This window comes from Mumia flava (genome assembly GCF_002797495.1).
GTDB lineage: Bacteria > Actinomycetota > Actinomycetes > Propionibacteriales > Nocardioidaceae > Mumia > Mumia flava.
In genome coordinates, this window is record NZ_PGEZ01000001.1 from 2251184 (window position 1) to 2275594 (window position 24411).

Annotated in this window: 27 protein-coding genes and 1 tRNA gene; 14 read left to right on the forward strand and 14 right to left on the reverse strand. The window is 70.9% G+C overall.

The window, feature by feature from the left end; genetic code table 11:
• Positions 1-59 precede the first annotated feature (59 nt).
• Complete coding sequence (locus CLV56_RS10675; protein WP_100414804.1) at positions 60-1670, forward strand: metallophosphoesterase family protein; 1611 nt, start codon at positions 60-62, stop codon at positions 1668-1670.
• Positions 1671-1679: 9 nt separating this feature from the next.
• Here the strand turns inward: CLV56_RS10675 and CLV56_RS10680 are convergent, their stop codons facing one another.
• Together CLV56_RS10680 and CLV56_RS10685 are read right to left on the reverse strand one after the other, a co-directional pair.
• Positions 1680-2069 carry a type II toxin-antitoxin system death-on-curing family toxin gene (locus CLV56_RS10680; protein ID WP_039346928.1) on the reverse strand — a complete coding sequence of 130 codons (390 nt, stop codon included), beginning with the start codon at positions 2067-2069 and terminating at the stop codon, positions 1680-1682.
• Positions 2066-2263 (reverse strand): ribbon-helix-helix protein, CopG family, encoded by a 198-nt coding sequence (locus CLV56_RS10685; RefSeq protein WP_039346927.1) that lies wholly within the window; start codon positions 2261-2263, stop codon positions 2066-2068. Before CLV56_RS10685 ends, CLV56_RS10680 begins: the two co-directional genes overlap by 4 nt.
• A 207-nt stretch (positions 2264-2470) precedes the next feature.
• Between CLV56_RS10685 and CLV56_RS10690 the strand changes: the two genes are divergently transcribed.
• Complete coding sequence (locus CLV56_RS10690) at positions 2471-4345, forward strand: anthranilate synthase family protein (RefSeq protein ID WP_039346926.1); 1875 nt, start codon at positions 2471-2473, stop codon at positions 4343-4345.
• 128 nt (positions 4346-4473) lie between these two features.
• Here the strand turns inward: CLV56_RS10690 and CLV56_RS10695 are convergent, their stop codons facing one another.
• From CLV56_RS10695 to CLV56_RS10730, 7 genes are all read right to left on the reverse strand, one after another.
• Positions 4474-6219 carry a trypsin-like peptidase domain-containing protein gene (locus CLV56_RS10695; protein WP_211288041.1) on the reverse strand — a complete coding sequence of 582 codons (1746 nt, stop codon included), beginning with the start codon at positions 6217-6219 and terminating at the stop codon, positions 4474-4476.
• A 73-nt stretch (positions 6220-6292) separates the two neighbouring features.
• Positions 6293-7735, reverse strand: coding sequence for a sensor histidine kinase (locus CLV56_RS10705; protein ID WP_245857754.1), 1443 nt, complete (start codon positions 7733-7735; stop codon positions 6293-6295).
• On the reverse strand, positions 7732-8427 hold the full coding sequence (locus CLV56_RS10710) for a response regulator transcription factor (protein WP_039346925.1): 696 nt from the start codon (positions 8425-8427) through the stop codon (positions 7732-7734). Before CLV56_RS10710 ends, CLV56_RS10705 begins: the two co-directional genes overlap by 4 nt.
• A 57-nt stretch (positions 8428-8484) precedes the next feature.
• Positions 8485-9369, reverse strand: coding sequence for a fructosamine kinase family protein (locus CLV56_RS10715; protein ID WP_039346924.1), 885 nt, complete (start codon positions 9367-9369; stop codon positions 8485-8487).
• A 75-nt stretch (positions 9370-9444) separates the two neighbouring features.
• Complete coding sequence (locus tag CLV56_RS10720) at positions 9445-9957, reverse strand: low molecular weight protein-tyrosine-phosphatase (protein WP_039346948.1); 513 nt, start codon at positions 9955-9957, stop codon at positions 9445-9447.
• Between the two features lie 234 nt (positions 9958-10191).
• Positions 10192-10569, reverse strand: coding sequence for a phage holin family protein (locus tag CLV56_RS10725; protein ID WP_039346946.1), 378 nt, complete (start codon positions 10567-10569; stop codon positions 10192-10194).
• A gap of 24 nt (positions 10570-10593) precedes the next feature.
• Entirely contained in the window at positions 10594-11553 is a 960-nt protein-coding gene (locus tag CLV56_RS10730; protein ID WP_039346923.1) for an EamA family transporter, read from the reverse strand.
• Between the two features lie 34 nt (positions 11554-11587).
• Between CLV56_RS10730 and hisC the strand changes: the two genes are divergently transcribed.
• On the forward strand, positions 11588-12664 hold the full coding sequence (gene hisC, locus CLV56_RS10735; RefSeq protein WP_039346922.1) for a histidinol-phosphate transaminase: 1077 nt from the start codon (positions 11588-11590) through the stop codon (positions 12662-12664).
• On the opposite strand, the gene CLV56_RS20600 is transcribed toward hisC, so the two are convergent.
• Both CLV56_RS20600 and CLV56_RS10740 read right to left on the reverse strand, forming a co-directional pair.
• Positions 12654-12824 carry a hypothetical protein gene (locus tag CLV56_RS20600; protein ID WP_157805136.1) on the reverse strand — a complete coding sequence of 57 codons (171 nt, stop codon included), beginning with the start codon at positions 12822-12824 and terminating at the stop codon, positions 12654-12656. The genes hisC and CLV56_RS20600 overlap by 11 nt on opposite strands.
• A gap of 178 nt (positions 12825-13002) precedes the next feature.
• Positions 13003-14322, reverse strand: a complete 1320-nt coding sequence (locus tag CLV56_RS10740; RefSeq protein WP_039346920.1) for an ATP-dependent 6-phosphofructokinase — start codon at positions 14320-14322, stop codon at positions 13003-13005.
• 187 nt (positions 14323-14509) lie between these two features.
• Here CLV56_RS10740 and CLV56_RS10745 point away from each other — a divergent pair, with 187 nt between their 5' ends.
• The 5 genes from CLV56_RS10745 to CLV56_RS21000 all read left to right on the forward strand — a co-directional run bounded on the left by CLV56_RS10745 (position 14510) and on the right by CLV56_RS21000 (position 19938).
• On the forward strand, positions 14510-15130 hold the full coding sequence (locus CLV56_RS10745) for a LysE family translocator (protein ID WP_039346918.1): 621 nt from the start codon (positions 14510-14512) through the stop codon (positions 15128-15130).
• A gap of 242 nt (positions 15131-15372) precedes the next feature.
• Positions 15373-16023 carry a VldE C-terminal domain-containing protein gene (locus CLV56_RS10750; RefSeq protein ID WP_100414805.1) on the forward strand — a complete coding sequence of 217 codons (651 nt, stop codon included), beginning with the start codon at positions 15373-15375 and terminating at the stop codon, positions 16021-16023.
• A gap of 177 nt (positions 16024-16200) precedes the next feature.
• Entirely contained in the window at positions 16201-17328 is a 1128-nt protein-coding gene (locus CLV56_RS10755; RefSeq protein ID WP_039346916.1) for a tyrosine-type recombinase/integrase, read from the forward strand.
• Positions 17325-17684: a helix-turn-helix domain-containing protein gene (locus tag CLV56_RS10760; protein ID WP_039346915.1), complete on the forward strand. Its 360-nt coding sequence runs from the start codon at positions 17325-17327 to the stop codon at positions 17682-17684. The genes CLV56_RS10755 and CLV56_RS10760 overlap by 4 nt, the downstream gene beginning before the upstream one ends.
• 79 nt (positions 17685-17763) lie before the next feature.
• Complete coding sequence (locus tag CLV56_RS21000; RefSeq protein WP_211288042.1) at positions 17764-19938, forward strand: hypothetical protein; 2175 nt, start codon at positions 17764-17766, stop codon at positions 19936-19938.
• Positions 19939-20068: 130 nt separating this feature from the next.
• Here the strand turns inward: CLV56_RS21000 and CLV56_RS10770 are convergent, their stop codons facing one another.
• Positions 20069-20668, reverse strand: coding sequence for a cadmium resistance transporter (locus tag CLV56_RS10770; protein ID WP_211288043.1), 600 nt, complete (start codon positions 20666-20668; stop codon positions 20069-20071).
• Positions 20665-21024 (reverse strand): Cd(II)/Pb(II)-sensing metalloregulatory transcriptional regulator CmtR, encoded by a 360-nt coding sequence (cmtR, locus tag CLV56_RS10775; RefSeq protein WP_039346914.1) that lies wholly within the window; start codon positions 21022-21024, stop codon positions 20665-20667. Before cmtR ends, CLV56_RS10770 begins: the two co-directional genes overlap by 4 nt.
• A 191-nt stretch (positions 21025-21215) precedes the next feature.
• Here cmtR and CLV56_RS10780 point away from each other — a divergent pair, with 191 nt between their 5' ends.
• The 3 genes from CLV56_RS10780 (at position 21216) to CLV56_RS10790 (ending at position 22050) form a co-directional block, all read left to right on the forward strand.
• Positions 21216-21446 carry a FitA-like ribbon-helix-helix domain-containing protein gene (locus tag CLV56_RS10780; protein ID WP_039346913.1) on the forward strand — a complete coding sequence of 77 codons (231 nt, stop codon included), beginning with the start codon at positions 21216-21218 and terminating at the stop codon, positions 21444-21446.
• Positions 21433-21891 carry a type II toxin-antitoxin system VapC family toxin gene (locus tag CLV56_RS10785; protein WP_039346912.1) on the forward strand — a complete coding sequence of 153 codons (459 nt, stop codon included), beginning with the start codon at positions 21433-21435 and terminating at the stop codon, positions 21889-21891. Before CLV56_RS10780 ends, CLV56_RS10785 begins: the two co-directional genes overlap by 14 nt.
• Before the next feature lie 85 nt (positions 21892-21976).
• A tRNA-Gly gene (locus tag CLV56_RS10790) sits at positions 21977-22050 on the forward strand.
• A gap of 57 nt (positions 22051-22107) precedes the next feature.
• Here CLV56_RS10790 and CLV56_RS10795 read toward each other — a convergent pair.
• Entirely contained in the window at positions 22108-22491 is a 384-nt protein-coding gene (locus tag CLV56_RS10795; RefSeq protein ID WP_039346910.1) for a YciI family protein, read from the reverse strand.
• A 128-nt stretch (positions 22492-22619) separates the two neighbouring features.
• Here CLV56_RS10795 and CLV56_RS10800 point away from each other — a divergent pair, with 128 nt between their 5' ends.
• The 3 genes from CLV56_RS10800 (at position 22620) to CLV56_RS10810 (ending at position 24385) form a co-directional block, all read left to right on the forward strand.
• Entirely contained in the window at positions 22620-23228 is a 609-nt protein-coding gene (locus tag CLV56_RS10800; RefSeq protein WP_157805137.1) for a hypothetical protein, read from the forward strand.
• 59 nt (positions 23229-23287) lie between these two features.
• Entirely contained in the window at positions 23288-23860 is a 573-nt protein-coding gene (gene dcd / locus CLV56_RS10805) for a dCTP deaminase (protein ID WP_039346907.1), read from the forward strand.
• A gap of 105 nt (positions 23861-23965) precedes the next feature.
• Positions 23966-24385 (forward strand): VOC family protein, encoded by a 420-nt coding sequence (locus CLV56_RS10810; RefSeq protein WP_039346905.1) that lies wholly within the window; start codon positions 23966-23968, stop codon positions 24383-24385.
• The last annotated feature ends 26 nt before the right edge of the window (positions 24386-24411 follow it).

Consider the following 24411-nt stretch of genomic DNA (forward strand, 5'->3'; position numbering starts at 1 on the left):
CGGCGCGTCACACCGTGTGGCGATCCGCGATGGTCGGACCACCGCGCCACACTGGAGGGGTGCCCACCACCACCCCCGATGCGGCGCCCGAGCCGCCGCGCGCTCGCAGGCCACGCCCGTGGCAGGTCCTGGTCCTGGTCGCGATCACGCTCGCGGTCGCCGTCCCGGTCGCGCTGATGACCTTCACCGGCGCCAGCCGTACGGTCGTGGTCGGCGCGCACACCGCCGTCGTGACGCCGACGTTCGACGAGCACGCGACGGTCGACTTCGGGTCCGTCCTGCCGAGCCTGCGGATGCCCGTGGACCAGCCGTTCGGCCTGGGCGTCAACCTCGACGTCGGCGACACCGACGCCGACAGCCTGAACCAGCTCGTCGCCCGTGACGCCGTGATCGCGTCGCAGCCGGACGCCGAGATCGAGCGGATCGCGGTCGAGGTGCGCGACATGGCGATCTCGTCGGCGCTGCGTGGGCTGGGCGCCGGTGTGCTCGCAGCGATCGTCGTGGCGGCACTGTGGGTGGTCGTCGGTCAGCGCCGTCGACGCGAGATCCTCGCACGGGCCCGGCGGGCCGGGAGGCGCCACCGCGTCGGGCACGGTCCGTTGCGCACGACGGTGGCGTTCGCGCTGGCCATCGCGCTCGCCGTGGTCCTGCTGACCTGGCCCGAGCCCGACGAGGAGACCACCGCGACACCGCGCTGGCGTTCGATCACCGAGGTCTATCCCGACATCCCCGACGACCTCGGACTCGAGGACATCGAGATCACGACCGGCAGTGCGACCGACGCGAGCCAGGCGATCGTGCAGTCGGCGATCACCACGTACGACAAGTCGGTGACGTTCTACGGCGAGCTCGAGGACACCGTCGCCGAGATCGCGCCGGCGCTCAGGCAGCCGGAGGAGGGCGAGACGGTCGCGGTGTTCGTCACCGACCGGCACGACAACGTCGGGATGGACCCGGTGGTGCGGGCGCTCGGGGACGAAGTGGGCGCGACGCTGCTGATCGATGCCGGCGACGACACCTCCAGCGGCGGCGACTGGGAGAGCTTCAGCGTCCGCTCGCTCGCGAACCAGTTCCGCGACTACGACAAGGTCGCCGTCGCGGGCAACCACGACCACGGCCCGTTCGTCGCCGCCCAGCTCGCCGACGAGGGCTTCACGGTGCTCGACGGGGAGCCCGAAGAGGTCGCCGGGATCCGGTTCCTCGGGTTCAACGACCCGCGCAGCTCGGGCTACACCGCCGAGGTCGCGACGGGCGAGACCACGATCGAGGAGCAGGGGGCCGAGCTCGTCGAGATCGCGTGCGAGGAGGGTGCGGACGTGAGCACCGTGGTCGTGCACAGCCCGACGACTGGTCAGCAGGTCGCCGAGTCGGGGTGCGTCGATCTCGTGCTGGCGGGGCACATGCACGTGCAGCAGGGTCCGACGACGCTCACCGCCGAGAACGGCCGCAGGACGGTCACGTTCACCAACGGCACCACGGGCGGTGCTGCGTTCTCCTTCGCGCTCGGCAGCAAGCTGCGGCGGACGGCACAGGCGTCGCTGGTGACGTTCCGCGACGGTCGGCCGGTCGGGCTCCAGCCGGTGAACTTCCAGCCCGGTGGGCGGATCGACGTCGAGGAGTACGTGGCGTTCGACCTCGGCGAGCCGACGCTCACCGCTCCGGCGGGCTGAGCGGCGCCGTCAGTCCGACGGCTCACCGGTCCGCCACCCGCGCAGCGCGGCGGCGATGTCGGCGACCTCCGCCAGTCCCCCCGTCGCGACGGCGATCACGAGGTCGTACGCGGTGTCCTGGTCGAGCTCGAGCGGGTGTCCGTTGATGTGGAGGAAGACAGCCGTGCAGCCGAAGCCCATCCGCTCGTTGCCGTCGACCAGCGGGCGGTCCCGGACGATCGACTGGAGGAGCGCGGCTGCCTTCTCGTCGAGCGTCGCATAGGCGTCGGCGCCGAATGCTGAGGCGCGTGGCCGCGCGACCGCGGACTCGACCAGCCCGAGGTCGCGCACCTCGGGCGGTGCGCCGATCACCGAGCGGGCGACCGCCAGCGCCTCCTCGACGGTGAGGAAGACGGTCACTCGCCGAGCCGTCGCAGCGTCTCGGGGTAGCGCTCGAGCGTGTCGGCGAGCGCAGCCTCGATCAGCGATGCACGGGTTGCTCCGTCGAGGAACTGCGCGATCGCGCGCTGCGCGACGTCCTGCATCGACGTCCCCTCTGCTTCCGCACGCGCGCGGAGGCGCTGCATGTCCTCGTCGCTCAGTCGCAGTGTCATCGGCAGGGGATCGATGATACCGAGAGTGATACCAGAATGCGATGGATCTCTCACTCGCCCCGGTGCGTTACGATCACCGCCATGACAGCACGCCGCGACCTCTGGTGGCGCCACCGCTAGGTGGCGTCTCGTGCTGACCCCGGACCCGCCTGCATCGGCCGCGTCCGGGAGGTCCCGTCGTCGGCCGCACCGACGAGAAGGACGACGATGACCGTTCTGGACGACCTCCTGGCCCACCCGGCGTACGCGCTCGTCCGCGTGCGCGACTCCGACCGCGTCCGCCTGATCGGTGGGACACGGACCGACCTGGAGTCGCTGCTCGACGTGCCGCTGGCCGACGGCGTGCCCGAAGGCCCCGTGATCGACAGCCTGGTCCTCGTGCCGTTCCGCCAGGTCCGCGAGCGCGGTTTCGCGGCGCACGACGACGGCACCCCGCTGTCGGTGATCGAGGCGCAGACGTCGGTCGAGATCGGGCTCGACGAGCTGCTGGAGATCCTTCCGGACGACGAGGTCGCCTTCACCGACCGTGGCGGGTTCGAGACCGACGACGCGACGTACGCCGACCTGGTTCGCACCGTGATCGACGGCGAGATCGGGCAGGGCGAGGGCGCGAACCTCGTGATCGGTCGGACGTACCGGGCGAAGGTGGCCGACTGGGGCGCGGCGAAGGCCCTGACCGTGCTGCGACGACTGCTCGAGCGCGAGCGCGGCGCGCACTGGACGTTCCTGGTCTTCACCGGCGACCGCTACCTGATCGGCGCGAGCCCGGAGCGGCACGTGAGCGTCGACGCCGGGCAGGTCCGGATGAACCCGATCTCCGGGACCTTCCGGCTGCGCGGCCTGGAGACGCAGGCCGACCGCAAGCGCGAGCTGCTGCGGTTCCTCGACGACGAGAAGGAGATCTACGAGCTCTTCATGGTCGTCGACGAGGAGCTCAAGATGATGTGCGACATCTGCCACGAGGGCGGGCTCGTGCTCGGTCCGTACCTCAAGCCGATGACGCACCTCGTCCACACCGAGTACCTCCTCGCCGGGCGGACGCACCGCGACGTACGGGAGGTGCTGCGCGACTCGATGTTCGCGGCGACCGTCACCGGCAGCCCGGTGGAGAACGCGTGCCGGCTGATCGAGAAGTACGAGACCCGGGGCCGCGGCTACTACGCGGCGGCGGCCGCGATGCTTGGACGCGACGCCGAGGGTCGCCCGACGGCGGACTCGCCGATCCTGATCCGCACCGCCGACATCGACCTCGACGGCACCCTCTCGGTCACCGCCGGGGCGACCCTGGTGCGCGACTCCGACCCCGACTCCGAGACGCAGGAGACGCACGCGAAGGCGGCGGGCATCCTGAGCGCGTTCGGGCTGGTCGACGCGGCACCGCCCGCCGCCGACGGCTTCGACGCGTTCGCGCACGACGACGAGGTGCTGATCGCGCTCGGCTCGCGCAACCAGCGGCTGAGCCAGTTCTGGCTGTCCGACCAGGCGGGGACCGCGCCGCGGGCCTCGCTCGCCGGGAAGCGTGCGCTGATCGTCGACAACGCCGACGACTTCGTCAACATGGTGGCGCACGTCCTCGGGGTGCTCGGGATCGCCTCGGACGTGCTGCGCTGGGGCGACTACGAGGGGCCGGCCGCGTTCGCCGGCTACGACCTCGTCCTCGTCGGTCCCGGACCCGGCGACCCGCGCGACCTCGGCGACGCGAAGATCGCGACCGTACGGCGCGTGGTGGACGACCTGCTGGAGGAGCAGCGCCCCTTCCTCGCGGTCTGCCTCGGTCACCAGGTGCTCGCCGGCCGGGTCGGGCTCGACCTCGCGTACAAGGACATCGTGTTCCAGGGGACGCAGAGCGTGCTCCCGCTGCTCGGGGCGACGGAGACGGTCGGCTTCTACAACACGTTCGTGGCGCGGGTGCCGGACGGTGGTCTGCCGCCGGGCGTGAGCGTCGAGACCGACTCCGCGACCGGTGACGTGCACACGCTGGCAGGGCCGGGCTACCGGGGGATCCAGTTCCACGCGGAGTCGATCCTCACCCAGCACGGGGACCGCATCATCGGTGACCTCGTCGCCGACCTCCTGGGCTGAGGTCGGCCGGCTGCTCCGGACCCCTGACGCACCGCGACCGCGATGGGGGCAGCTCGAGTCGGAACCGGGGGTGGATTCCTTCCCGAGCTGCCCGCACCACGGTCGGGTGGGAGGGGCCGCGCGGAGGCTCAGGAGCCGAGCGAACCGCCGTCGGAGTCGAGCGTGACGGTCGTCTCCGCCTGCTCGCCGTTGCGGGTGTAGGTCAGCGTCACCTCGTCGCCGGGCTGGTAGCCGCGGACCGTCGCGACCAGGGCGTCCGACGAGGCGATCGCCTGGTCGTCGACGCGGATGATGATGTCGCCCGCTTCCAGGCCGGCCGCGGCGGCGGCGCTGTCCGGGGTGACCTCCTTGACCTCGGCGCCGATCGTGGTGATGCCGTCGGACTCGACCGCGTCACTGACAGACACGCCGATCCGGGCGTGCTCGACGGTCTCGCCGGTGACGAGCTGCGAGGCGACGTTCTTCGCCAGGTCGACCGGGATCGCGAACCCGAGGCCGATCGAACCCGACTCGCCCGAGTTGCTCGTCCGGATCGCGGAGTTGATCCCGATCACGGACCCGTTGAGATCGACCAGCGGGCCGCCGGAGTTGCCGGGGTTGATCGCGGCGTCGGTCTGGATCGCCGGGAAGATGTTACTCGTCTCGGCGGTGTCGCCGGCCTGGACCGGCCGGTTCAGTGCGGACACGATCCCGGTCGTCACCGTCGACTCCAGCCCGTACGGGGACCCGATGGCCACGACCTGCTGACCGACCTTGAGGTCCGACGAGCTGCCCAGCGTGGCGGGCTGGAGGCCGGACTTGCCCTCGGCCTTGACCACGGCGAGGTCGGTGACCGGGTCGCGGCCGACGATCTCGGCGCGGGCGATGGAGCCGTCGCTGAACGAGATCGTGATGTCGCCGCCGTCGGCTGCCGCCTCGACGACGTGGTTGTTCGTGAGGATCTCGCCGTCGCTCGAGATGATGATGCCGGTCCCCGAGCCGCTCTCGGCCGAGCCGCGCACGTTGAGCTGCACGGTCGACGGCAGCACCTTCTGCGAGACCGCTTCGACGGCGCTGTCGGGGATCTCCGCGCTCGAGGCGGGTGACGCGTCGAGGGACGAGACCGAGCTCGCGCTCGCGTCGTCGGCGACCGCGTCGTACACCGCAGCGCCGCCGACCCCGCCGACCAGCCCCACGACGAGGGCGCCGGTGAGGACCAGGGCGCCGACGCCCTTGCGCGACTTCGAGGATTTCGTCGCGGTCGGCTGTCCGAAGGGGAGCGCCTGCGTCGCCTCGCCGTTGCGCGGGCTCTCGCCGTACTGGTGGGTGTACGGGCCGGGCTCCGCGACCGCGGTGGCGGTCTGGGTCGAGCCGTGCTGCGACGAGGTGCCGTACGCGTGGCTCTGGCCGCCGTACGGGTCGTGCTGGCCGTATCCGGGCTGCTGTCCGTACGGGTCGTGCTGCTGGCCGTAGTACGACCCGTGCTGGGCCTGCGACCCGTAAGGGTACGCCTGCCCGTACGGGTCCGCCTGCCCGTAGCCCGACTGCGACCCGTAGCCGGACTGGTCGTAGGGGGACTGGCCGTAGCCGGACTGCCCATAGCCGGACTGCCCGTAGCCGGACTGCCCGTAGCCGGACTGGGAGGCGTACGGGTCGTGCTGGGCGTAGCCCGCGTCCCGGTCGTACGCGTCGGTCGGCGTGGAGGAGGACGACCCGGATCCGGACGCGGGTGCGGCGGGCTGCTCGGGTGCCTCGGGTGCGGCCGACTGCTCGGGTGCGTCGGGCTCGGCGGAGGCAGCGGGCTGCTCCGCGGTCACGTCCTCCGCGGGTGCCGGCGGCTGCGGGTCGGCACCCGCCGGGTCGTGCGGATCAGGGGTGGTGGGATCGTCGCTCATAGGTGCTAGCATGCCGCGCAGCTCTGAGAGGTCGCTGAGACCTCGCTAGGAGCTCGCGCAGATGCTGCAGCGGTCACGCCGACGCGTCGGCGTCCTCGATCTCGTCGGGAGCGCCGAGCCTTCCGGGCAGGCGGAGCCGCATCACGGTGCCGCCCGACGACCCGCGAGCCGCGCTCACCTCGCCGTGGTGGCGGGTGGCGGCCTGCGCCACGATCGCGAGTCCCAGGCCCGAGCCGGGCATCCGGCGGGCCTCGCGGGAGCGGTAGAACCGGTCGAAGACGTGCGGAAGGTCCTCGTCGCTGATCCCGGGCCCGTTGTCCGCGACGGTCAGCACGCCGTCGTGCAGGCGGACCGTGACGACGTCGAGCGGCGGCGACCACTTGGCGGCGTTGTCGAGCAGGTTCGTCACCGCGCGCTCGATGGAGCCCCACTCCCCGACCATGGTCCAGGGCTCGGTCCGCACGTCGAACTCCAGGCCGGGCGCACGCCGCTGGACGCGCTCCACCGCCGTCGCGACGACCTCGGCGAGGTCGAGCGGCTCGGCCGACGGCGGCGCGCTGTCGCGGGCGAGCTCGACGAGGTCGCCGACGAGGGTGGTCAGCTCGTCGAGCTGGGCGCGTACGTCGTCGATCAGCTCGCGCCGCGCCTCCGGCGCCATCCCGCCACGCGTCTCGGCCTGCCCGAGCAGCTCGATGTTGGTCTTGAGGCTGGTCAGCGGGGTCCGCAGCTCGTGGCCGGCGTCGGCGACGAGCTGCCGCTGCCGGTCCTGGGAGGCGCTGAGCGCGGCCATCATCTGGTTGTACGCGATCGTGAGTCGGGCCAGGTCGTCGCTGCCGCGGACCTCGATCGGCCTGAGCTGCTCGGTCACCGCCACCTGCTCGACCGCGTACGTGAGCCGTCGGACGGGCCGCAGGCCGCTCGAGGCGACGACCGAGCCGAGCAGACCGGCGACGAGCACGCCGAAGATGCTCACGCCCCACAGGATCGCCTGGAGCCGGTCGAGCGCGGACTGCATGCTCGACATCGACTGCGCGATGACCAGGGCGGAGTCGGCGCCGGCGCTCACGCTGACCACGCGGTACGGGGTGCCGTCGAGCTCGACCGTCCGGAACGAGGACGAGCCGGCTCCCTGGGCGACGGCCTGCTCCGCCGGCCCGACGAATGCGACCGGCTCGGGGTAGACGCGGCCGTTCTGGATGACGGCGAGCTTGACGTCGGCGGCGACGAGCGCCGACGGCGGCAGCCCGCGGATGACCAGCTCGGTCGCGATCCCGGCCTCGACCGCCGACCCGGCGCGCCGCAGGAGGTTCTCGTCGAGGCTCGACTCGAACTCCGCTCGGACGCTGACGAACACGATCGCGCTCACGAAGGCCAGCACGACGCCGACGGCGACGGTCGTCAGCAGCGAGATCCGGGCCGCGAGCGAGAGCCGGCGGTGCAACGGCACCTTCGGCTTCGGCGTCACGGGGTCACGCGGCTCCGCGACACCGGTCTCGGGTGCCGTCGACTGCGTCACGGCGCCGACTCACGCAGCACGTAGCCGACACCGCGCACGGTGTGCAGCAGACGCGGCTCGCCCTCGGACTCGAGCTTGCGGCGGACGTACCCGACGTAGACCTCGAGGGAGTTCGCGGTGGTGGGGAAATCGAATCCCCAGACCTCCTCGAGGATGAACGAGCGTTCGAGGACGCGCTTCGGACGCTCCATGAACAGCTCGAGCAGAGCGAACTCGGTCCGGGTCAGCGAGATCGAGCGGTCGCCCCGGGTGACCTCGCGGGTCGCGGTGTTCATCGTCAGGTCGGCGAAGGTGAGGACGACCTCCTCGTCGTCCTCGAGCCGCCGGCTGCGCTCGGCACGGCGCAGGAGGGCGCGCAGCCGGGCGAGCAGCTCCTCGAGCGCGAACGGCTTGGTGACGTAGTCGTCCGCGCCGGCATCGAGTCCGTCGACGCGGTCGCCGACGGCGTCGCGGGCGGTGAGGACGAGGATCGGGACCTGGTTGCCGGCGGCGCGCAGCGCGCGCGTCGCCTCGAGGCCGTCCAGGCGCGGCATCATGACGTCCATCACGACCGCGTCGGGATCCACCAGCGGGACCCGGGCGAGGGCCTCGGCACCGTCGGCGGCGACGTCGACGGAGTAGCCGTTGAACTCCAGGGACCGCCGCAGCGAGTCGCGTACGGCCCGGTCGTCGTCCACCACGAGGATGCGCATGGGCCTAGCCTGCCAGCAACGGGCTGACAAGAACCTGAAGATCTCCCACGGATCGCCTCAGGATGCAGCGGCGGCGGGCCCGGACAGCAGCTGCTCGGCGGCCATCGCGGCCCGGGCGCCGTACCCTCCGCCGAACAGTGCCGCGTGCACCAGCAGCGGGTGCAGCTGGTGGAGCGCGACCCGGTCCTGCCACCCGTCGGCGAGCGGCGCCGCCTCGTCGTAGGCGTCGAGGATCCGCTGGAGGTGCTGCACGCCGAACAGCGCGAGCATCGCGAGGTCGGTCTCGCGGTGACCGCCCTGGGCGGCCGGGTCGATCAGGTGGACCGTGTCGTCGGTGCCCCACACCACGTTGCCCGACCAGAGGTCACCGTGGATCCGTGCCGGCGGCTCCGCAGGGCCGGCCAGGTCGGTGATCGACGCGGCGACGTCCTCGATCGGGCGGGCCTGCTCGGGCGTGACGGCCCCGCGGTCGACCGCGACCTTGAGGTACGGGAGGACGCGCCGCGTCGCATAGAACTCGGGCCACGTGTCGGCGGTGCCCGCAGGCAGCGGCGCGAGGCCGATCCATCCGTCACCGGTGTGACCGAACGACTCGGCGCCGGCGGCGTGGGTGACGGCGAGCGCGCGCCCGAACGCCTCGGCGGAGTCCTGCGTGGCCTTGCCGGGCTCCGCCCAGGTCACGATGATGCAGTCCTCGGAGACCCCCAGGACCTCAGGGACGGCCGCCCCACCGGGCACGGACAGCCAGCGGAGGCCGTCCGCCTCGAAGGCGTAGAAGCCGGCCGGCGGGTTCGGGCGGGTCTTCATCACGGCACTGCGGCCGTCGGTCAGGCGCAGGCGGGTCGCCGTGTTGGTGTCGCCGCCCGCGACCGGTGTGGTGGCGACGACGCTGGCGTCGAGCAGCGCCTCGGCCTTCGCCGCGATCCCCGCCATCCGTGCCATGGGGCGACGTTACACAGGATCGCGGCGGCCCGCTCGGGCGTCGCGGCGGTACGCCCGCGGATCGCGCCGACGTGGTCAGCCGCGGCGTTCGTCGCGCAGCGCGGCGGTCGACTCCACGATCGCGTCCGTCGTGCGCTCGACCATCCGGAGCACCTGCTCGAAGCCGGCCGGACCGCCGTACCAGGGATCGGGCACCTCGTCGTCGGTCGGTCCCGCGTCCGGGTCGAACGAGCGGAACATCCGCACCTTCGTACGGTCCGCGTCCGTCGGTGCCAGGGCCACGACGTCGTCGTAGTTGCTCCGGTCCATGGTCAGGATCAGGTCGTGGTCCTGGAACCAGTCGGGCCGGATCGTACGAGCGCGGTGGCGGCTCGGGTCGTACCCGTGGGCGCTGAGCTCCCGCGCGGCACGTTCGTCCATCGGCTCGCCGACGTGCCAGTCGCCGGTGCCGCCGGATCCGACCTCGACCGCGTCGGCGAGACCGGCGTCCGCGAGCTTCGCCTCGAGCACCACGTCGGCCATGGGGGATCGGCAGATGTTGCCGAGGCAGATCAGAGCGATCCGCAGCGGCCCGTCGGTCGTCGTCATGCGATCACCGTACGGGGCGGTCGCGTGCGGACCGGACCGTTCGGGGTCCCGGCGCGCGTCGTACGGCAGGGTCTGGGTGCGGTCGTACCGCATGAGCGGGCGCGGTGGTGTGGGGCTGACGAGCCTCTCGACATTCCCGCGTGTCTCGACATTCCCGTCGCTCCAGCCACGGCAATGTCGAGATCCACCGAGACGTCGAGACTCACGTCCGCCTTCGGTGGCGGTGCGGACCGCTCAGTCCACGTCGACGAAGAGCTTCAGAGCCATGTTCACGAGCGAGATGACGATCGAGCCCCAGAGCGCGACCCAGAAGCCGTTCACGATGAACTCGACCGGCAGCGCCTCGGTGATCCACGCGGTGAAGAGCAGCAGCAGCGCGTTGATGACGACGAGCAGGATCCCGAGGGTGAGCACGATGAACGGGATCGAGACGAGCTTGAGGATGCGGCCCACGGTCAGGTTCACGGCGGTGAACACGGCGGCGACGATGAGCAGCGCGCCCGTCTTCTCCCACCCGTCCTGGGCGTTGGTGCCGATCCGGATCCCGCTGAAGATCCAGGCCGCGACGGCGATCGCGACGGCGTTGCAGAGCCAGGCGAGCACGAACCTCATGCGCACCATCCAAGCAGGTCGCGATCAGCCGCCGACCTCGGGTACGGCGGGGGTCGGCGCGGGTCGTGCGGTCTGCGCGATCAGGATGCCGACGATCACCAGCAGACCACCGAACACCTGGAGCGCATCGAGCGACTCCCCGAACCACACCCACCCGAGCGCCGCTGCTCCCACGGGCTCGAGCGTCGCGACCATCGTGACCACGGTCGCCGGGAGGTGCTGCAGCGCCGCGAGCTCGAGGAAGAACGGCGTCAGCGACCCGAGCACGACGATCCAGGCGAGCACGGCCCACAGCGGCACCGTGATCCCGGACAGCGCGCCGAGCAGGTCGGCGTCGGCGCCGAGCCCGACGCCGGAGAGGTTCCACACGGGCGCGACGAGGTTCATCGCGAGCCCCGCGAACACGAACGCCCACAGCATCACGCGGACCGGGTCGGAGTCGTGCACGCCGTACTCGCCGACGAGGAAGTAGACCGAGAAGCACACCGCCGCCCCGAGGCCGGCGAGCATCCCGATCCCGTCGAACGCGAGCCCGGTAGCGATCTGCGCGACCAGCGCGAGCCCCGTGAGGGAGAACGCGACCGCGAGCCACATCGTGCGCTTCACGTCCTGCTTCTGCACGAACTTCGCCCAGAGCACCACGAGCACGGGAGCCAGGTACTCGAGGAGGAGCGCCATCCCGACGGGGATCCGGTCGATGGCGATGTTGTACGTCCACTGCACGCCGGCGACTCCGACCACCCCGAGCACCACCAGCATGAGGAGCTCCCGGCCGCGGGGGATCCGGAAGGCCCGACGGTCGAAGAACAGCACCACGAGCGCGAGGACGGCGGCCGACCCGGTCGTACGGAGGGTCGTGAGCAGGGCCGGATCGACACCCGCACGCAGCGCGACCCGCGAGACGCCGGCGTTGACGATGAAGAACAGCGCCCCGGCGACGACCAGGGCGTAGCCGATCCCCGGCGAGGAGTGCGTGCGAGCCACGCTGGCGATGCTCTCACGGGGTTAGGGTGCGGCCATGGGTGAGCCTCGGATCCGTGACGCGCTCGATCAGGTTCCCGAGTACCGTGCGGGGAAACCCCCCGCACCCGGCTCGGGCCCCTCGTACAAGCTGTCGAGCAACGAGAACCCGTACGGCATGCTCCCGCGTGCCGAGGAGGCCGTGCGGGAGGCCGCGACGCGGGTCCACCGCTACCCCGACATGGGGGCGCGCCTGCTGTACGAGGCGCTCGCGCAGCGGCACGGCGTCGCGCCGGAGCGGCTGGCTGCGGCGACCGGCTCCGTGGCGGTGCTCTACCACCTGTTGCAGGCGGTCTGCGAGCCCGGCGACGAGGTCGTGTACGCATGGCGGTCGTTCGAGGCCTACCCGATCGCGGTGCGTCTCGTCGGCGCGACGCCGGTCGAGGTGCCCGTGACGCCGACGGCGGAGCACGACCTGGAGGCGATGGCGGACGCGATCAGCCCCCGCACCCGCGTGGTCGTCCTCTGCACCCCCAACAACCCGACCGGCCCGGCGATCAGTGGTGCCGACGTGCTGGCGTTCGTCCGGCGTGTGCCCGCGGACGTGCTGGTGGTCGTCGACGAGGCGTACGTGGAGTTCGTCCGGCCCGCGGTCGACACCGCGCGCGGGGGCGCGCTGCCGATCGTCGCGGACCACGACAACGTGGTCGTGCTGCGGACGTTCTCCAAGGCGTACGGGCTGGCGGGCCTGCGCGTCGGGTACGCGGTGGCGCCCGAGAGGATCGCGAGCGCGGTCCGCAAGGTCGCGCTGCCGTTCGGCGTCAGCGACCTCGCGCAGGTGGCTGCGGTGGCGTCGCTCGACGACGAGGACGTGATGCGCGAACGCGTCGAGCACCTCGTCTCCGAGCGCACCCGTGTGCTGGCCGGGCTGCGGGCGGCGGGGTGGTTCGTGCCGGACTCGCAGGCGAACTTCGTGTGGCTGCCGACCGGGGCGGAGACCATGGACGTGGCCGCTGCGTTCGAGCAGCGGGGTGTGTCGGTGCGGCCGTTCCCCGGGGACGGGATCCGGGTCACGATCGGCGAGGACGAGGCGAACGACCTCGTGCTCGAGGTGGCGCGCGGTCTCAGCCGCTGAGGGTGCGCTCGCCGTCGAGACGCCGCTCGATCGCGTCGAGCTGGTCGCGGACGCAGTGCGCGCAGGTCATCCGGGTGAGCGGCCCGACCCGTTCGTACGCCCAGGTGGCCCGGTCGGGAGCTGATTCGGCGCGGCGGTGGCAGACGATGCAGGAGTCCATGCTCCTTCGTACGCGCCGCCGGTTGCGGACGCGTACGCGCAGCGCAACGGTTCTGTTGCGCCGTGCCCGCGGGTTGGTCGGCTCTCGATCACTCGCTTCGCTCGCGCCTCGAGCATCGGTCGTTCGGGGCCGTGCCGTCCCGTTCGTCGAGGCCGAGCGGAGCGAGGATCGAGACGCCCTACGCCATGTCGATCGGCTGCGCGGTCGACTCGAGGACGGAGAGCCACAGATCCCCGTCCGGGGCGACGGAGTGCCGCCGCTCGATCACGAGCGGGATCGGCACGTGCACGAACCGGTGGCGCCGACGGCCGACGACCATGTCCGTGCGGCCGGCCATCGCGGCGTGCACCGCGGTCTGCGCGAGCCGGGCGCAGTAGACGGAGTCCGACGCGTCGGCCGGGACCGCGCGGATCCCGTAGCCGGGCTCGAAGAACTTCAGCGTCAGCTCTTCGCCGCGGGCGGCGAAGTCGGACTCGACCGCACTGCGGATGTAGGAGGCGATGTCGCCGAGTCGCTGGTTGCCCGAGGCGTCGGTTCGGCCGGTCTCGGGGAGCAGGTCCTGACCCGCGCCCTCGGCGAGCACGATCACGGCGCTGCCGTCGTCGGCGACGCGCCGTCGCAGCGCCTCGAGCAGGCCGTTCTCTCCGTCGAGCCGGAAGGGCACCTCGGGGATCAGCACGAAGTCGGCGTCGTGGTTGGCCAGCGCGCTGTAGCAGGCGATGAAGCCGGCATGCCGGCCCATCACCTTGACCAGCCCGACGCCGTTGTGCGCGGACTGCGCCTCGACGTGCGCCGCGGTGATGCTCTTCGCGGCCTCCGCGAATGCGGTCTGGAAGCCGAAGCTCTGGCCGATGTGCGGGATGTCGTTGTCGATCGTCTTGGGGATGCCGATGACGCCGATCGAGAGCCCGCGGCGGTCGACCTCGTTGACGATCACGTGAGCGCCGTGCATCGAGCCGTCGCCGCCGATCACGATCAGCGCGTCGATCCCGAGCTCCACCAGCCGGTCGACCACGACGGCCGGGTCCTGCGCACCGCGTGACGTGCCGAGGATCGTTCCGCCGCGCTCGTTGATCCCGGCGACGCTGTCCGGCGTGAGCGCGACGGGCGCCAGCCCGTGGTCGGGGTTGAGCCCGGCGTACCCGTTGCGGAAGCCGGTCACGCGCTCGACGCCGTAGTGGGTGTAGAGCTCGAGCGTGACCGCGCGGATCACGTCGTTCAGGCCGGGACACAGTCCGCCGCAGGTGACGACGCCGACGTGCATCGTCGTCGGGTCGAAGAAGATGTGCTCCCGCGGGCCGCCGGTCTCGAACGACGGCCACCGCTCGACGGGCTCGCCGCGCCGCTCGATCAGCGACAGCGTGTCGTCGTAGAGCACCCGGTCGTCCTCGGAGACGTAGTACTCGTTCGTCTTGCGGCCGGCGACGTAGGAGGACAGCGGGGACTCGTGGCGGGGCTGCCCGAGCGATCGGACCTGCAGGTCGGCGAGGGAGGTCACCCGACGAGCGTAGGGGCCCGGGCCGGGCGGTGTCGCATCCGTCTCGGCAGGGCACGGTGGGCAGGCCGTCGCGCCGGTCCGCGTGTGGTGTTCATCACTGCATGGCGATTCTTCGGATGAGTATGCATCTTGCTAATCTAGATCGGAAATTGGTCAGCACTTCGTATTTGTTGTTCGTCAGGAAGAAATGGATCTCTCGCTGCTCTTCGCCTTCGCCGGCCTCTGCGCGCTGCTCGCGCTGACGCCGGGACCCGACACGTTCCTCGTGCTGCGCTTCTCGACCGCCGGGACGCGCAGCGGGATCGCCGCCGCGCTCGGGTCGACGGTCGGGTCGCTCTGCTGGGCGCTGGCCGTGGCCGCCGGGCTCGCGACGCTGCTCGAGCGTTCGGCGGAGGCCTACCAGGTGGTGAGGATCGCCGGTGGGCTGTACCTCCTCTGGCTCGGGATCCGCACCCTGCTCCGCCGCGGCGGCGGCCTGCCCGACATCGACGCCGCCGGTGCGGGCCCGTCGTGGGCGGCCGCGCGAGCAGGATTCTTCTCGAACGTGCTGAACCCGAAGGTCGGCCTGTTCTTCGTCGCCGTGGTGCCGCAGTTCCTCCCCGGGCATCACGCGTCGATCGGCGCCACCATGCTGCTCGGCTCGATCTTCGCCCTGGTCGGGTTCGTCTACTTCTCGCTGGTCGCGGTGCTGGCCGGGCGGGCGCTGGAGTGGCTCCGTCGGCCGCGCGTCAGCAAGGCGATCGACCGCGGTACGGCGGGGGTCATCACGGCGTTCGGGATCACCACGATCGCGTCCGCCGCCCGCTGAGCGCGCCGGGACCCGGGCACCGCTCCGGATCCGCGCCCCGGCACGGGTGAGCCCGCGAGCGCGCACTCACGGCCCGATCGGGTGCGGCTCCTCGCGCACGACCTCGGCCGGCGCCTTGTCGTCGCGCACCCCCTGGAACCGTGGGTGCCGCAGTCGCCCGGCGTCGGTCGGTAGCCGGCCGTTCCTCGCGGTCGGTCCCGGCGCGCTGGGCACGCCCCGCGGCGGTGGTGGCTGCGGGGCTGGTGGCCACGGCGACGCTCGGCGCGTCCGGTCCGCAGACCGTGATGGCCGGGGAGCAGGCGACGTCGACGACGGTGGCCGCGGCGGAGACCGCCGAGCCGCACGAGGTCGAGCAGCCCGGTCCGACCTACGAGCAGCTGATCGAGGCTCGCCGAGACGAGCAGACCTCGCGGTCGGCCAAGCGCGAGTCGTTGAAGGAGCCGGACGCCGAGATCGTCGCCGGCGCCGCGAAGGCCACGGCCGAGCCCCTGGAGGAGGCACCCGAAGAGGCCGACGAGCCGACCTCGGACTTCTCGGGCGACGCGTGCCCGAGCGGGTCGTCGGTCGAATCGGGGCTCGTCGCCAACGCCGTCGCGGTGCACCGTGCGGTGTGTGCGGAGTTCCCCAGCGTCACCTCGTACGGCGGGGTCCGCTCCGGTGACGGCGGCGCTCACGGCACCGGTCAGGCACTGGACATCATGGTGACCGGCTCGACGGGCGACGCGATCGCCGACTACGTCCGGGCGAACGCCTCCAGCCTCGGTGTCAGCGAGGTGATCTGGTCCCAGCAGATCTGGACCGTCGAGCGGGCGTCCGAGGGATGGCGTGCGATGTCGGACCGCGGGTCCACGACGGCCAACCACTACGACCACGTGCACGTGACGGTCTACTGATTACCTCGGAAATTACATCTAACGGAAGATTCTTACGGTAGATGTAAGCGTGAACGGGTGACGTGAGCGGCAGTCCGACGGTTCACTACCGACCGGCCAGTGGCGTCCTGACCTGCAGTTTAACGCATGGGATTACATCGGATGCACGATACTTACATCTGATGTAAGGTCGCCGGCATGGGATCTCGGGGCGATGGTGGGCATGGCTCGGTCGTCGTGCTGCGGCCGGGCAACGTCTCTGCCCTTCGTCCGGCCGAGCGGTTGTTCGACGAGATGCTTGCGGGGTGGGCGGGCCAGCAGTCCTCGCGCCTGTTGGCGTCGCGGACGATCCAGACGCGGGAGTCGCAGGTCCGTCGGTTCGCGGACTTCTGCGGCTCGTCGCCGTGGGAGTGGGGCGCCGCCGACGTCGAGGAGTGGACCAGTGAACTGCTGTCCGGGACTCGGCCGCTGACGCCGTCGACGATCAGGGCGTACCAGAACTCGGTGGCGCTGTTCTGCGCCTACCTGATCGATGGCCGCTATGGCTGGGCCGATCAGTGCATGGAGCTGTTCGGCACTCATCCGATCCAGGTCTGTCACGAGTGGAACACCGCGGTCCACGTGGCCGACCACGAGGCACGGCCAGTGGTTCGCCCACTAACCCGGGGCGAGGTCCAGGCGTTGTTCGACCACGCCGACGACCACGTCGACTTCGCCCGCACCTCGAAGCGGAAGGGCTGGCTGACGCTGTTCCGGGACGCGACTCTGTTCAAGGTCATCTACGGCTACGGCCTGCGCCGTCGTGAAGCGGCGATGCTCGACCTCCATGACTTCACTCGCAACCCCAAGGCGCTCGAGTTCGGTCGCTACGGCGTGTGCAACGTCCGATGGGGCAAGGCCAGCCGCGGATCCCAGCCCCGCCGACGGGCGGTGCTGACGGTGTTCGACTGGACCCGGCCGGTCGTGGAGGAGTACGTCGAGGAAGTCCTCCCGCGCTTCGGGCTGGCCGACCCGGCGGTGTTGTGGCCCACCGAACGTCAGGGCCGCATCCGGCTGGCCCACATCGACGACCGGTTCGCCGACTGGCGCGACCAGCTCGCCCTCGACCGGGTGCTGCACCCGCACTGTCTGCGGCACGCTTACGTGACCCACCTGATCGAGGACGGCTTCGACCCGCTGTTCGTCCAGCAGCAGGTCGGCCACCGCTGGGGCTCGACCACCGCGCTCTACACCGGCGTCTCCGGGGACTACCGCAACCGCGTGCTTCGCAACGCCCTCGACAACGCCTTCACCTCCCCGCCCGACGACGGAAGCGAGCAGCCATGACCACGCCGATCACGAAGAGCGTCGCCTACCGGTGGCACCTGCGGAAGGTGATGAGCGAGGCCGGCCTGCACAACACCACCGAACTCGTGCCTCTGCTCGCCGACCGCGGCGTGGTGATGACCTCCACGCAGGTCTACCGGATCGTCACCGGCGAACCCGAACGCCTCAACATGCGACTCCTCGCCGCCCTGTGCGACATCTTCGGTTGCACCCCCAACGACCTCATCGAGCCCTACGTCATCGCCACTTCCAAGCGCGGACGGAAGGCTGCCGGCGCGGCGCCGGCCACGGGCACCGGTCCGGTGAGCAAGAACCGGCCACGGCGGGCCACTATCACCGGCGCCAGTGACGCCTGAGCCGGCGCCAGTGTCGCCACCTTCCCGCGCGCGGCCCTGCGCGAACTGCGGTCGGGCACGCAACGGCCGTGCGCCCGGGGTGCTGATCTGCAGTTGCCACGAGCGGCGCCGAGCCGCCGAGCAACTCGCCACCAAACGAGCCGACCAGCTCGCCATCGTGACCGGGCTGCTCCTCGCACGCGACCCGACGGTGACCCCGGAGTCTGTCGGGGACCTGATGGCTCAGGTCGCTCCCGCGCCCGGTGCCCGCGCTGCACTCGCCCGCCACCTCGTCGCACATCCCGAAGCGTTGACCGCCGGTGGGTCGCGGATGCCCAAGGTGGTCGCCGAGTTCATCTACGCCGCCATCGCTGCCGGCATCACCGGGTTGACCTCGCCCGGTTGCGCGCTCTGCGGACGTCCGCGAACGCTGTTCCACACCCACGGCGACGGCGAACGGATCTGCACGACCTGCTACAGCCGGCTCCTCACAGCGACCTGCTCGAGTTGCGGACGGGACGGGCACCGCATCCGATCGCGCACCGTTGATGGCCAGCCCGTCTGCCCGCGCTGCCACGACCGGGCCCGGCCGCTCGAAGTGTGCGCCGGGTGTCAGGAGTTGCGGGGTCTGAAGCGCTCCACCCGCGACGGACTGGGTTACTGCCGCTCCTGCATCGCTCGGCGGGCGCCGACCGAACCATGCTCGATCTGCGGCCGAGATCGCCGGGTCAACGCCCGCACGGCGACCGGCGGGGCGGTCTGCACCGGCTGCTACGACAAGACCCGGACCGGCACCGTTGCGTGCGATGAGTGCGGCCAGGTAGTCCCACTCACTGCTCGCGCGGACGGGCGCATCGGCACCGGCACCGGCAAGAACCTCTGCGCCCGCTGCTACCGCCACCCCGAACGCGAGTGCGGCATCTGTGGCCGGACCCGCCGCGTCGCGCTCAGGGCCACCACCGTAAGCCCGGACATCTGTCCGACCTGTTACCAGGCACCCATCGTCGACTGCTCCGTGTGCGGGCAGCACGCTCTCGGCCGACGGACCACCAGGAACGGCCGACCTTGGTGCTTCGCCTGCCAGGCCACCGACCGGATCGACCGTCTCCTCGCCGGACCCGACGGCACCATCCCCATCGGAGTCCAGGAGGTCCGCGACGTCCTCGTCGCGACCCATCGCCCCCGATCCATCCTGAACAACTGGGACCGCATCGAGAGCCTCACCCTGCTCGCCCGCCTCGCTCGTCAGCACGACGAACTCAGCCACGAGCTCCTCGACGCCGAAGGCGACCGGTTCTCCGTCGGCTACCTACGCGCCCTCCTCGTCGCCACCGGTGTCTTGCCCGACCGCGACGAGCACGCCACCCGTCTTCGACGCTTCGCGGCCGCCGTCATCGATGAAGTCGCCGACCCTCGACACCAGCAGACGCTGGGACGCTACGCCCGCTGGCACGTCATCGCCCGCGCCAAACCGGATCGCCACGGTCGACTCAACGCGACGATCAGCGACCGCTGCCGGCAAGAGATCCGAACCGCCCAACGTTTCCTCGACCACCTCACCAGGCGTGGCCGGACCGTCGACGACTGCACCCAAGCCGACCTCGATACCTGGCTCTCGACACGACGCGCGACCCGGATCCGATTCCCACGCTGGCTCCTCGACCACGGCCACCTGCCCGGACTCGCGCTGCCCGATGCCGTCCCAGCGGCAGGACCCCGCACTCAGCTCGACCAGGACGAACACTGGGCACTCGTGCGCCGCATGCTCCACGACGAGAACTCCGCGAGCATCGAGGACCGCGCAGCTGCCTGCCTCGTGCTGCTCTACGCCCAACCCCTTAGCAAGATCGTCTCCCTCACCACCGACGACCTCACGGTCGACGATGACGCCACCTACCTCCGGCTCGGTCCGGAGCCACTCCTACTGCCGCCCCCCTTGGACGCGCTCGTGACGTCGCTGCCGACCGCGAAACCGTTCGGCGCGGCCAGCACCCTGGCCGACCAGCGCTGGCTGTTCCCCGGCAAGTGGGCCGGCCACCACCAGAACCCGACCTCCCTGATGGGCCGGCTCAACAAGCTGGGCATCACCACCCGAGCCAGCCGCAACTCCGCCATGCTCCACCTCGCGGCGAGCGTCCCGCCCGCGGTGTTCGCCAGCCTCATCGGCATCAGCACCGGCGCCGCCACGAAGTGGGCCGGGTACGCCGGCAGCAACTGGACCACCTACGCCGCCATCCGCACGAACGCGACCGCCAACCCACCTCAGAACCAGTAGCCGATGTCCAGCAGGCCACAGCGCAACGCTGCGGGCATTCCGGATGTGACTTCGCCTCCACACCGAAATGGATCTGCCCAGGCCCCAACGAGCAGAGCCCGCGCGAGCGACACGATGTGTTGTCGTTCGATCAGAGGCCGAAGGCTCCGCCGGTGTAGAGGATGACGATGCCGAGTCCGACCAGGACGATGGGGAACAGAACATGCTCCCAGCGTTCGAGGACCTCGTCGATCCCGGGACGAGTCGCAACGAACTTGGCCAGCATGACCAAAGCTGCCACGAGGACGAGGAAGACGACGCAGAACGCAACAGTGGCAGCGACACCCACGTTGAGGAACACCGGCACGTAGACCCCGATGTTGTCCCCACCGTTGGCGAACGTGACTGCAGCCACCGTCCAGGCAGCCACCGGCTTGCCGGCGATCTTCGCGTCGTCATCATCATCGTCGCCGGATCGCCAGACTTGCCACGCTGCCCACAGGCCCAGCAGCAGGGGGATCAGTCCGAAGTAGGGGATCGCTTCCTCGGGCAAGAAGGCTCCTGCGCCCAACGACACGAGCACTGCTGCGGCCAAAATGCCAGCGAACCCCAGGTACTGGCCCACGAGGATCCGGGCCGTGGTCCCGCTACGTCCGGCTCCCCGGGCGAAGAACAGTGAGAGGACGATGATGTCGTCGATGTTGGTAGCGATGAACAGGCCCATCGCCTGCAGTGCGGAGGACAGGATCACGCCCCTGCCCCTCCGTTCCCGCACTCGGGTACGGAGCATGTCGGGTCGATACAAGGTGCGTTCTCATCGACCGCGAGAGTGACCTCGACCAACGCAGTGAGGGCCCGCGCCAGATGCGGATCGGCAATGACATACCGCGTCTGCCGACCCTCGGGTTCAGCCACCACGATGCCGCAGTCCCGCAGGCACGCCAGATGATTCGACACGTTCGACCGGGTCAACCCAAGCTCGCGGGCCAACTCAGCGGGATAGGCGGGCCGCTCCAGCAGAGCCATAAGAAGCCGGGAACGGGTCGGGTCCGCCATCGCCCGGCCCAACCGATTCATCACGTCCAAACGGGTACCGATGGTCAGCATGCACTGAACAATACAGTCTCTGCTGAACCATTGACGATGGGCGCGCCATCGACGTCAACCGCGTCCCTCGCACGCCACCACTCGGCTGGAGGAAAGAACATTTCCGCCATGCCACTCCGTCGGTTCGATCATCCGACGTCGCCGGTACGCGCGCCGGCCTGCCGTGCTAGCGAAAGTGCTAGCATCGCTGTGTGCCCGCTCTCCACATCCGCGACGTTCCGGACGAGACGGTCGCGGCGATCAAGCGTCGGGCCGCCCGCCACGGCCACTCGGTCCAGCAGGAGCTCCGCGACGTGCTCGAGCGGGCCGCAGCCGAGCCGGTGACAGGCGCACGCCCGCGACGTTTGAGGCTTCGCACCGTGGACACGGGTGCCACCGGTCCGTTCGAGCGGGCCGATCTGTACGACGATGACGAGCGGTGACCCGGCCGCGCTCGTCGTGGTGGACACGAACGTGCTGCTCGCGGCGACGGATCGCAGCCGGGATGCTCACAGGGCTGCCACCGACCTGCTCGACACCGATCGCCGGCGACTGGCGCTCACACCGCAGATCGTGCGTGAGTACCTCGCCGTCGCGACCAGGCCGCTCGATGCGAACGGCTTCGGCCTGGAGCCCTCCGATGCGGTGGGCAACGTGGAGCAGATCCTGGACGACATGGAGCTGCTGAGTGAGGGCGTCACCTCGACGCGGCTCCTCATGGAGCTGCTCGCCGGCCACCCGACCGCGGGCAAGCAGGTGCACGATGCGAACGTCGTCGCGGTCGCGCTCGCGCACCACGCCGATGTGATCGTGACTGACAACCCGCGACACTTCACCAGATTCACGGCCCTGATCGCCATCGAGGGTCTCGCGGAGCCGACACGGTGACAGGTCCTCGCTCGCGCCCAGGCTGGCCTCCGACATGCCGGGCGGCGTCTGTATAGTGTGCGGAGCGGCGCGAGCCGTGCACCTCGCGGGTGTAGTTCAATGGCAGAACATCAGCTTCCCAAGCTGACAGCGCGGGTTCGATTCCCGTCACCCGCTCCACGGCCGAAGGGCCCGTCCTCCTCGTGAGGGCGGGCCCTTCGTCGTGCATCCGGCGGATCAGTCCTCCGGCATCGTGCGCCGTTCGCCGACCGCCCGGCCGGTGCGCGGGAACGCCAGCGAGCCGGCGCCGACCCACCACTCCATCACGTCGTACACGAGCCGGCCGGCGAGGACGGAGGGGTCCGCGTCGGACAGCCGGGCCGCTTCCGCCGGGCCGCAGGCGAAGATCGACAGGCCGCGCAGCGCCGGGTCGCTCTGCGCGTCGAAGGGCCCGTTGGCCACGACGACGCCGTCGCGTGCGAGCCCGGCCCGGTAGGCCAGGTGCCGGGTCTGGAGCTCGTCGAGCTCGGCGTCGGACAGCGCGGGGGCGTCCTGCGGCCGTCGGAGGACGACGACGGTGTAGACGTCGAACGCGTCGGGAACGTTCGGGTCGCGCGTCATCGTCCCAGGTTAGGACCGTCCCGCCCTGGCGGCCCCTCGCGTGCCCGGGGAACCCGTGACGCGAGCGACCCGGGACCGCCTCGCCCTATGCTCACCACACCATCGCCGAGCAGGAGAGGGTGCGCCCATTGAACCCCCGCGACGTGCAGCGAGCGAGCAGCTCCGAGCTCGTCGGCCCCGGCGGCGTCGACCCCCGGGTCCAGCCCGCGGCAGCCCTGCTCCCGGGGACGGCCGACCCGTCCCGCCTGCTGATCCTCTGGTTCGTGCGCAAGTCCAGCTACTGGGTCTTCTTCACCGGGGTCTTCCTGGGCGTCGTCGCCGCAGGGCTGGCGCACGGAGACGTGGACGTCGCGGTCGACTGGGCCTCGCCGAGCTCGGTCGGGGATGCGCTCACCTCCACATGGGCGGGCCTGGTCCTGGGGGTCGTCCTGAGGGTGGCGGCCGGGTGGGCCGCGCTCCTGCTCGCCGTCCCGCTGGCGCTCGCGCACGAGCAGAACCTCGCCCCGCGCACCAACCCGGGCCGCAGCATCGGCATCTTCTTCGACCGGCTCCACCTGGTCCGGGCGTTCCGCGAGCTGCGCTGGACCCACCACGTACGGCAGATCGCCCTCGGTCGGCTCGGGCGGGCCGGGCGGAGACTCGCGCGCCTCGACCCGGTTCTCGACGCCGTCAACATCGCCACCGGCGTCGCGGCGTTCGTCGTCGCGCCGATCCTGTACGCGGTGCTGGTGGACTGAGGACGCTGCGGCGGACGCGCTGCTCCGGTGCCGTGCGCGGAGGCTGCTAGGTTCGTGCCGTGCTGCTCTCCGACCGCGACATCCGTGCCGAGATCGACGGCGGCCGGATCGAGGTCGACCCGTACGACGAGTCGATGATGCAGCCGTCGAGCATCGACGTACGGCTCGACAAGTACTTCCGGGTCTTCGAGAACCACCGCTACCCTCACATCGACCCGGCCGAGGACCAGGCCGAGCTGACCAAGGAGGTGCTCGCCGAGGACGGGGTCTTCATCCTGCACCCCGGCGAGTTCGTGCTCGGGTCGACGTACGAGCGCGTGGGTCTGCCGGTCGACGTGGCCGCTCGGGTCGAGGGCAAGTCGTCCCTCGGGCGTCTCGGTCTGCTCACGCACGCCACGGCGGGCTTCGTCGATCCCGGGTTCAACGGGCACGTCACCCTCGAGCTGGCGAACGTCGCGACCCTGCCGATCAAGCTCTACCCCGGCATGAAGATCGGGCAGCTGTGCTTCTTCCGGCTCTCCTCACCCGCGGAGCACCCGTACGGGTCGGAGCGGTACGGCTCGCGGTACCAGGGCCAGCGGGGCCCGACGCCGTCCCGCTCGTACGCGAACTTCCACCGCACGCGGATCTGACCCGCAACCCCGACGTCGTTGTCGGTGCGCCGTCCTACGCTGACGCGTAGACGCTGAGTCCCGGGACGGACCCGGGCGCTGCGACGGCGTCGGTGGGGGTGCCCGATGACCGCGCGACTCAACCCGTACCTCTCGTTTCGCGACCAGGCACGCGAAGCGATGGAGTTCTACCAGTCCGTGCTCGGAGGCGAGCTGACGAGCAGTACGTTCGCGGAGTTCCAGGCGTCGGACGATCCGGCCGAGGCCGACAAGATCATGCACTCCCAGCTCGAGACCGAGGCCGGCTTCACCCTCATGGCCGCCGACACCCCCAGCTCCATGCCGTACGAGGTGGGCAACAACTTCTCGGTGTCGCTCAGCGGGGACGCCGGCGACAGCGAGATGCTGCACCGCTACTGGGACGGCCTCGTCGACGGCGGAGCCGCGACGATGCCGCTCGCGGTGGCGCCGTGGGGTGACGAGTTCGGCATGCTCACGGACAAGTTCGGCGTGGCGTGGATGGTGAACATCGCCGGGCCTGCCTGACCCTCGGCCCGGCGACGGTGTGGGCA

Coding starts and splice junctions, on each gene's coding strand:
- CLV56_RS10715 (WP_039346924.1), bottom strand. CDS start 9,369: ATGGCACGGATGGCGGGGATCGCGGCGAAGGCCGAGGCGCTGCTCGAC.
- CLV56_RS10745 (WP_039346918.1), top strand. CDS start 14,510: ATGGATCTCTCGCTGCTCTTCGCCTTCGCCGGCCTCTGCGCGCTGCTC.
- CLV56_RS10695 (WP_211288041.1), bottom strand. CDS start 6,219: ATGAGCGACGATCCCACCACCCCTGATCCGCACGACCCGGCGGGTGCC.
- CLV56_RS10810 (WP_039346905.1), top strand. CDS start 23,966: ATGACCGCGCGACTCAACCCGTACCTCTCGTTTCGCGACCAGGCACGC.
- CLV56_RS10755 (WP_039346916.1), top strand. CDS start 16,201: ATGGGATCTCGGGGCGATGGTGGGCATGGCTCGGTCGTCGTGCTGCGG.
- CLV56_RS10720 (WP_039346948.1), bottom strand. CDS start 9,957: ATGACGACGACCGACGGGCCGCTGCGGATCGCTCTGATCTGCCTCGGC.
- CLV56_RS10685 (WP_039346927.1), bottom strand. CDS start 2,263: ATGACACTGCGACTGAGCGACGAGGACATGCAGCGCCTCCGCGCGCGT.
- hisC (WP_039346922.1), top strand. CDS start 11,588: ATGGGTGAGCCTCGGATCCGTGACGCGCTCGATCAGGTTCCCGAGTAC.
- CLV56_RS20600 (WP_157805136.1), bottom strand. CDS start 12,824: ATGGACTCCTGCATCGTCTGCCACCGCCGCGCCGAATCAGCTCCCGAC.
- cmtR (WP_039346914.1), bottom strand. CDS start 21,024: ATGCTGACCATCGGTACCCGTTTGGACGTGATGAATCGGTTGGGCCGG.
- CLV56_RS10690 (WP_039346926.1), top strand. CDS start 2,471: ATGACCGTTCTGGACGACCTCCTGGCCCACCCGGCGTACGCGCTCGTC.
- CLV56_RS10785 (WP_039346912.1), top strand. CDS start 21,433: ATGACGAGCGGTGACCCGGCCGCGCTCGTCGTGGTGGACACGAACGTG.
- CLV56_RS10725 (WP_039346946.1), bottom strand. CDS start 10,569: ATGAGGTTCGTGCTCGCCTGGCTCTGCAACGCCGTCGCGATCGCCGTC.
- CLV56_RS10710 (WP_039346925.1), bottom strand. CDS start 8,427: ATGCGCATCCTCGTGGTGGACGACGACCGGGCCGTACGCGACTCGCTG.
- CLV56_RS10760 (WP_039346915.1), top strand. CDS start 17,325: ATGACCACGCCGATCACGAAGAGCGTCGCCTACCGGTGGCACCTGCGG.
- CLV56_RS10795 (WP_039346910.1), bottom strand. CDS start 22,491: ATGACGCGCGACCCGAACGTTCCCGACGCGTTCGACGTCTACACCGTC.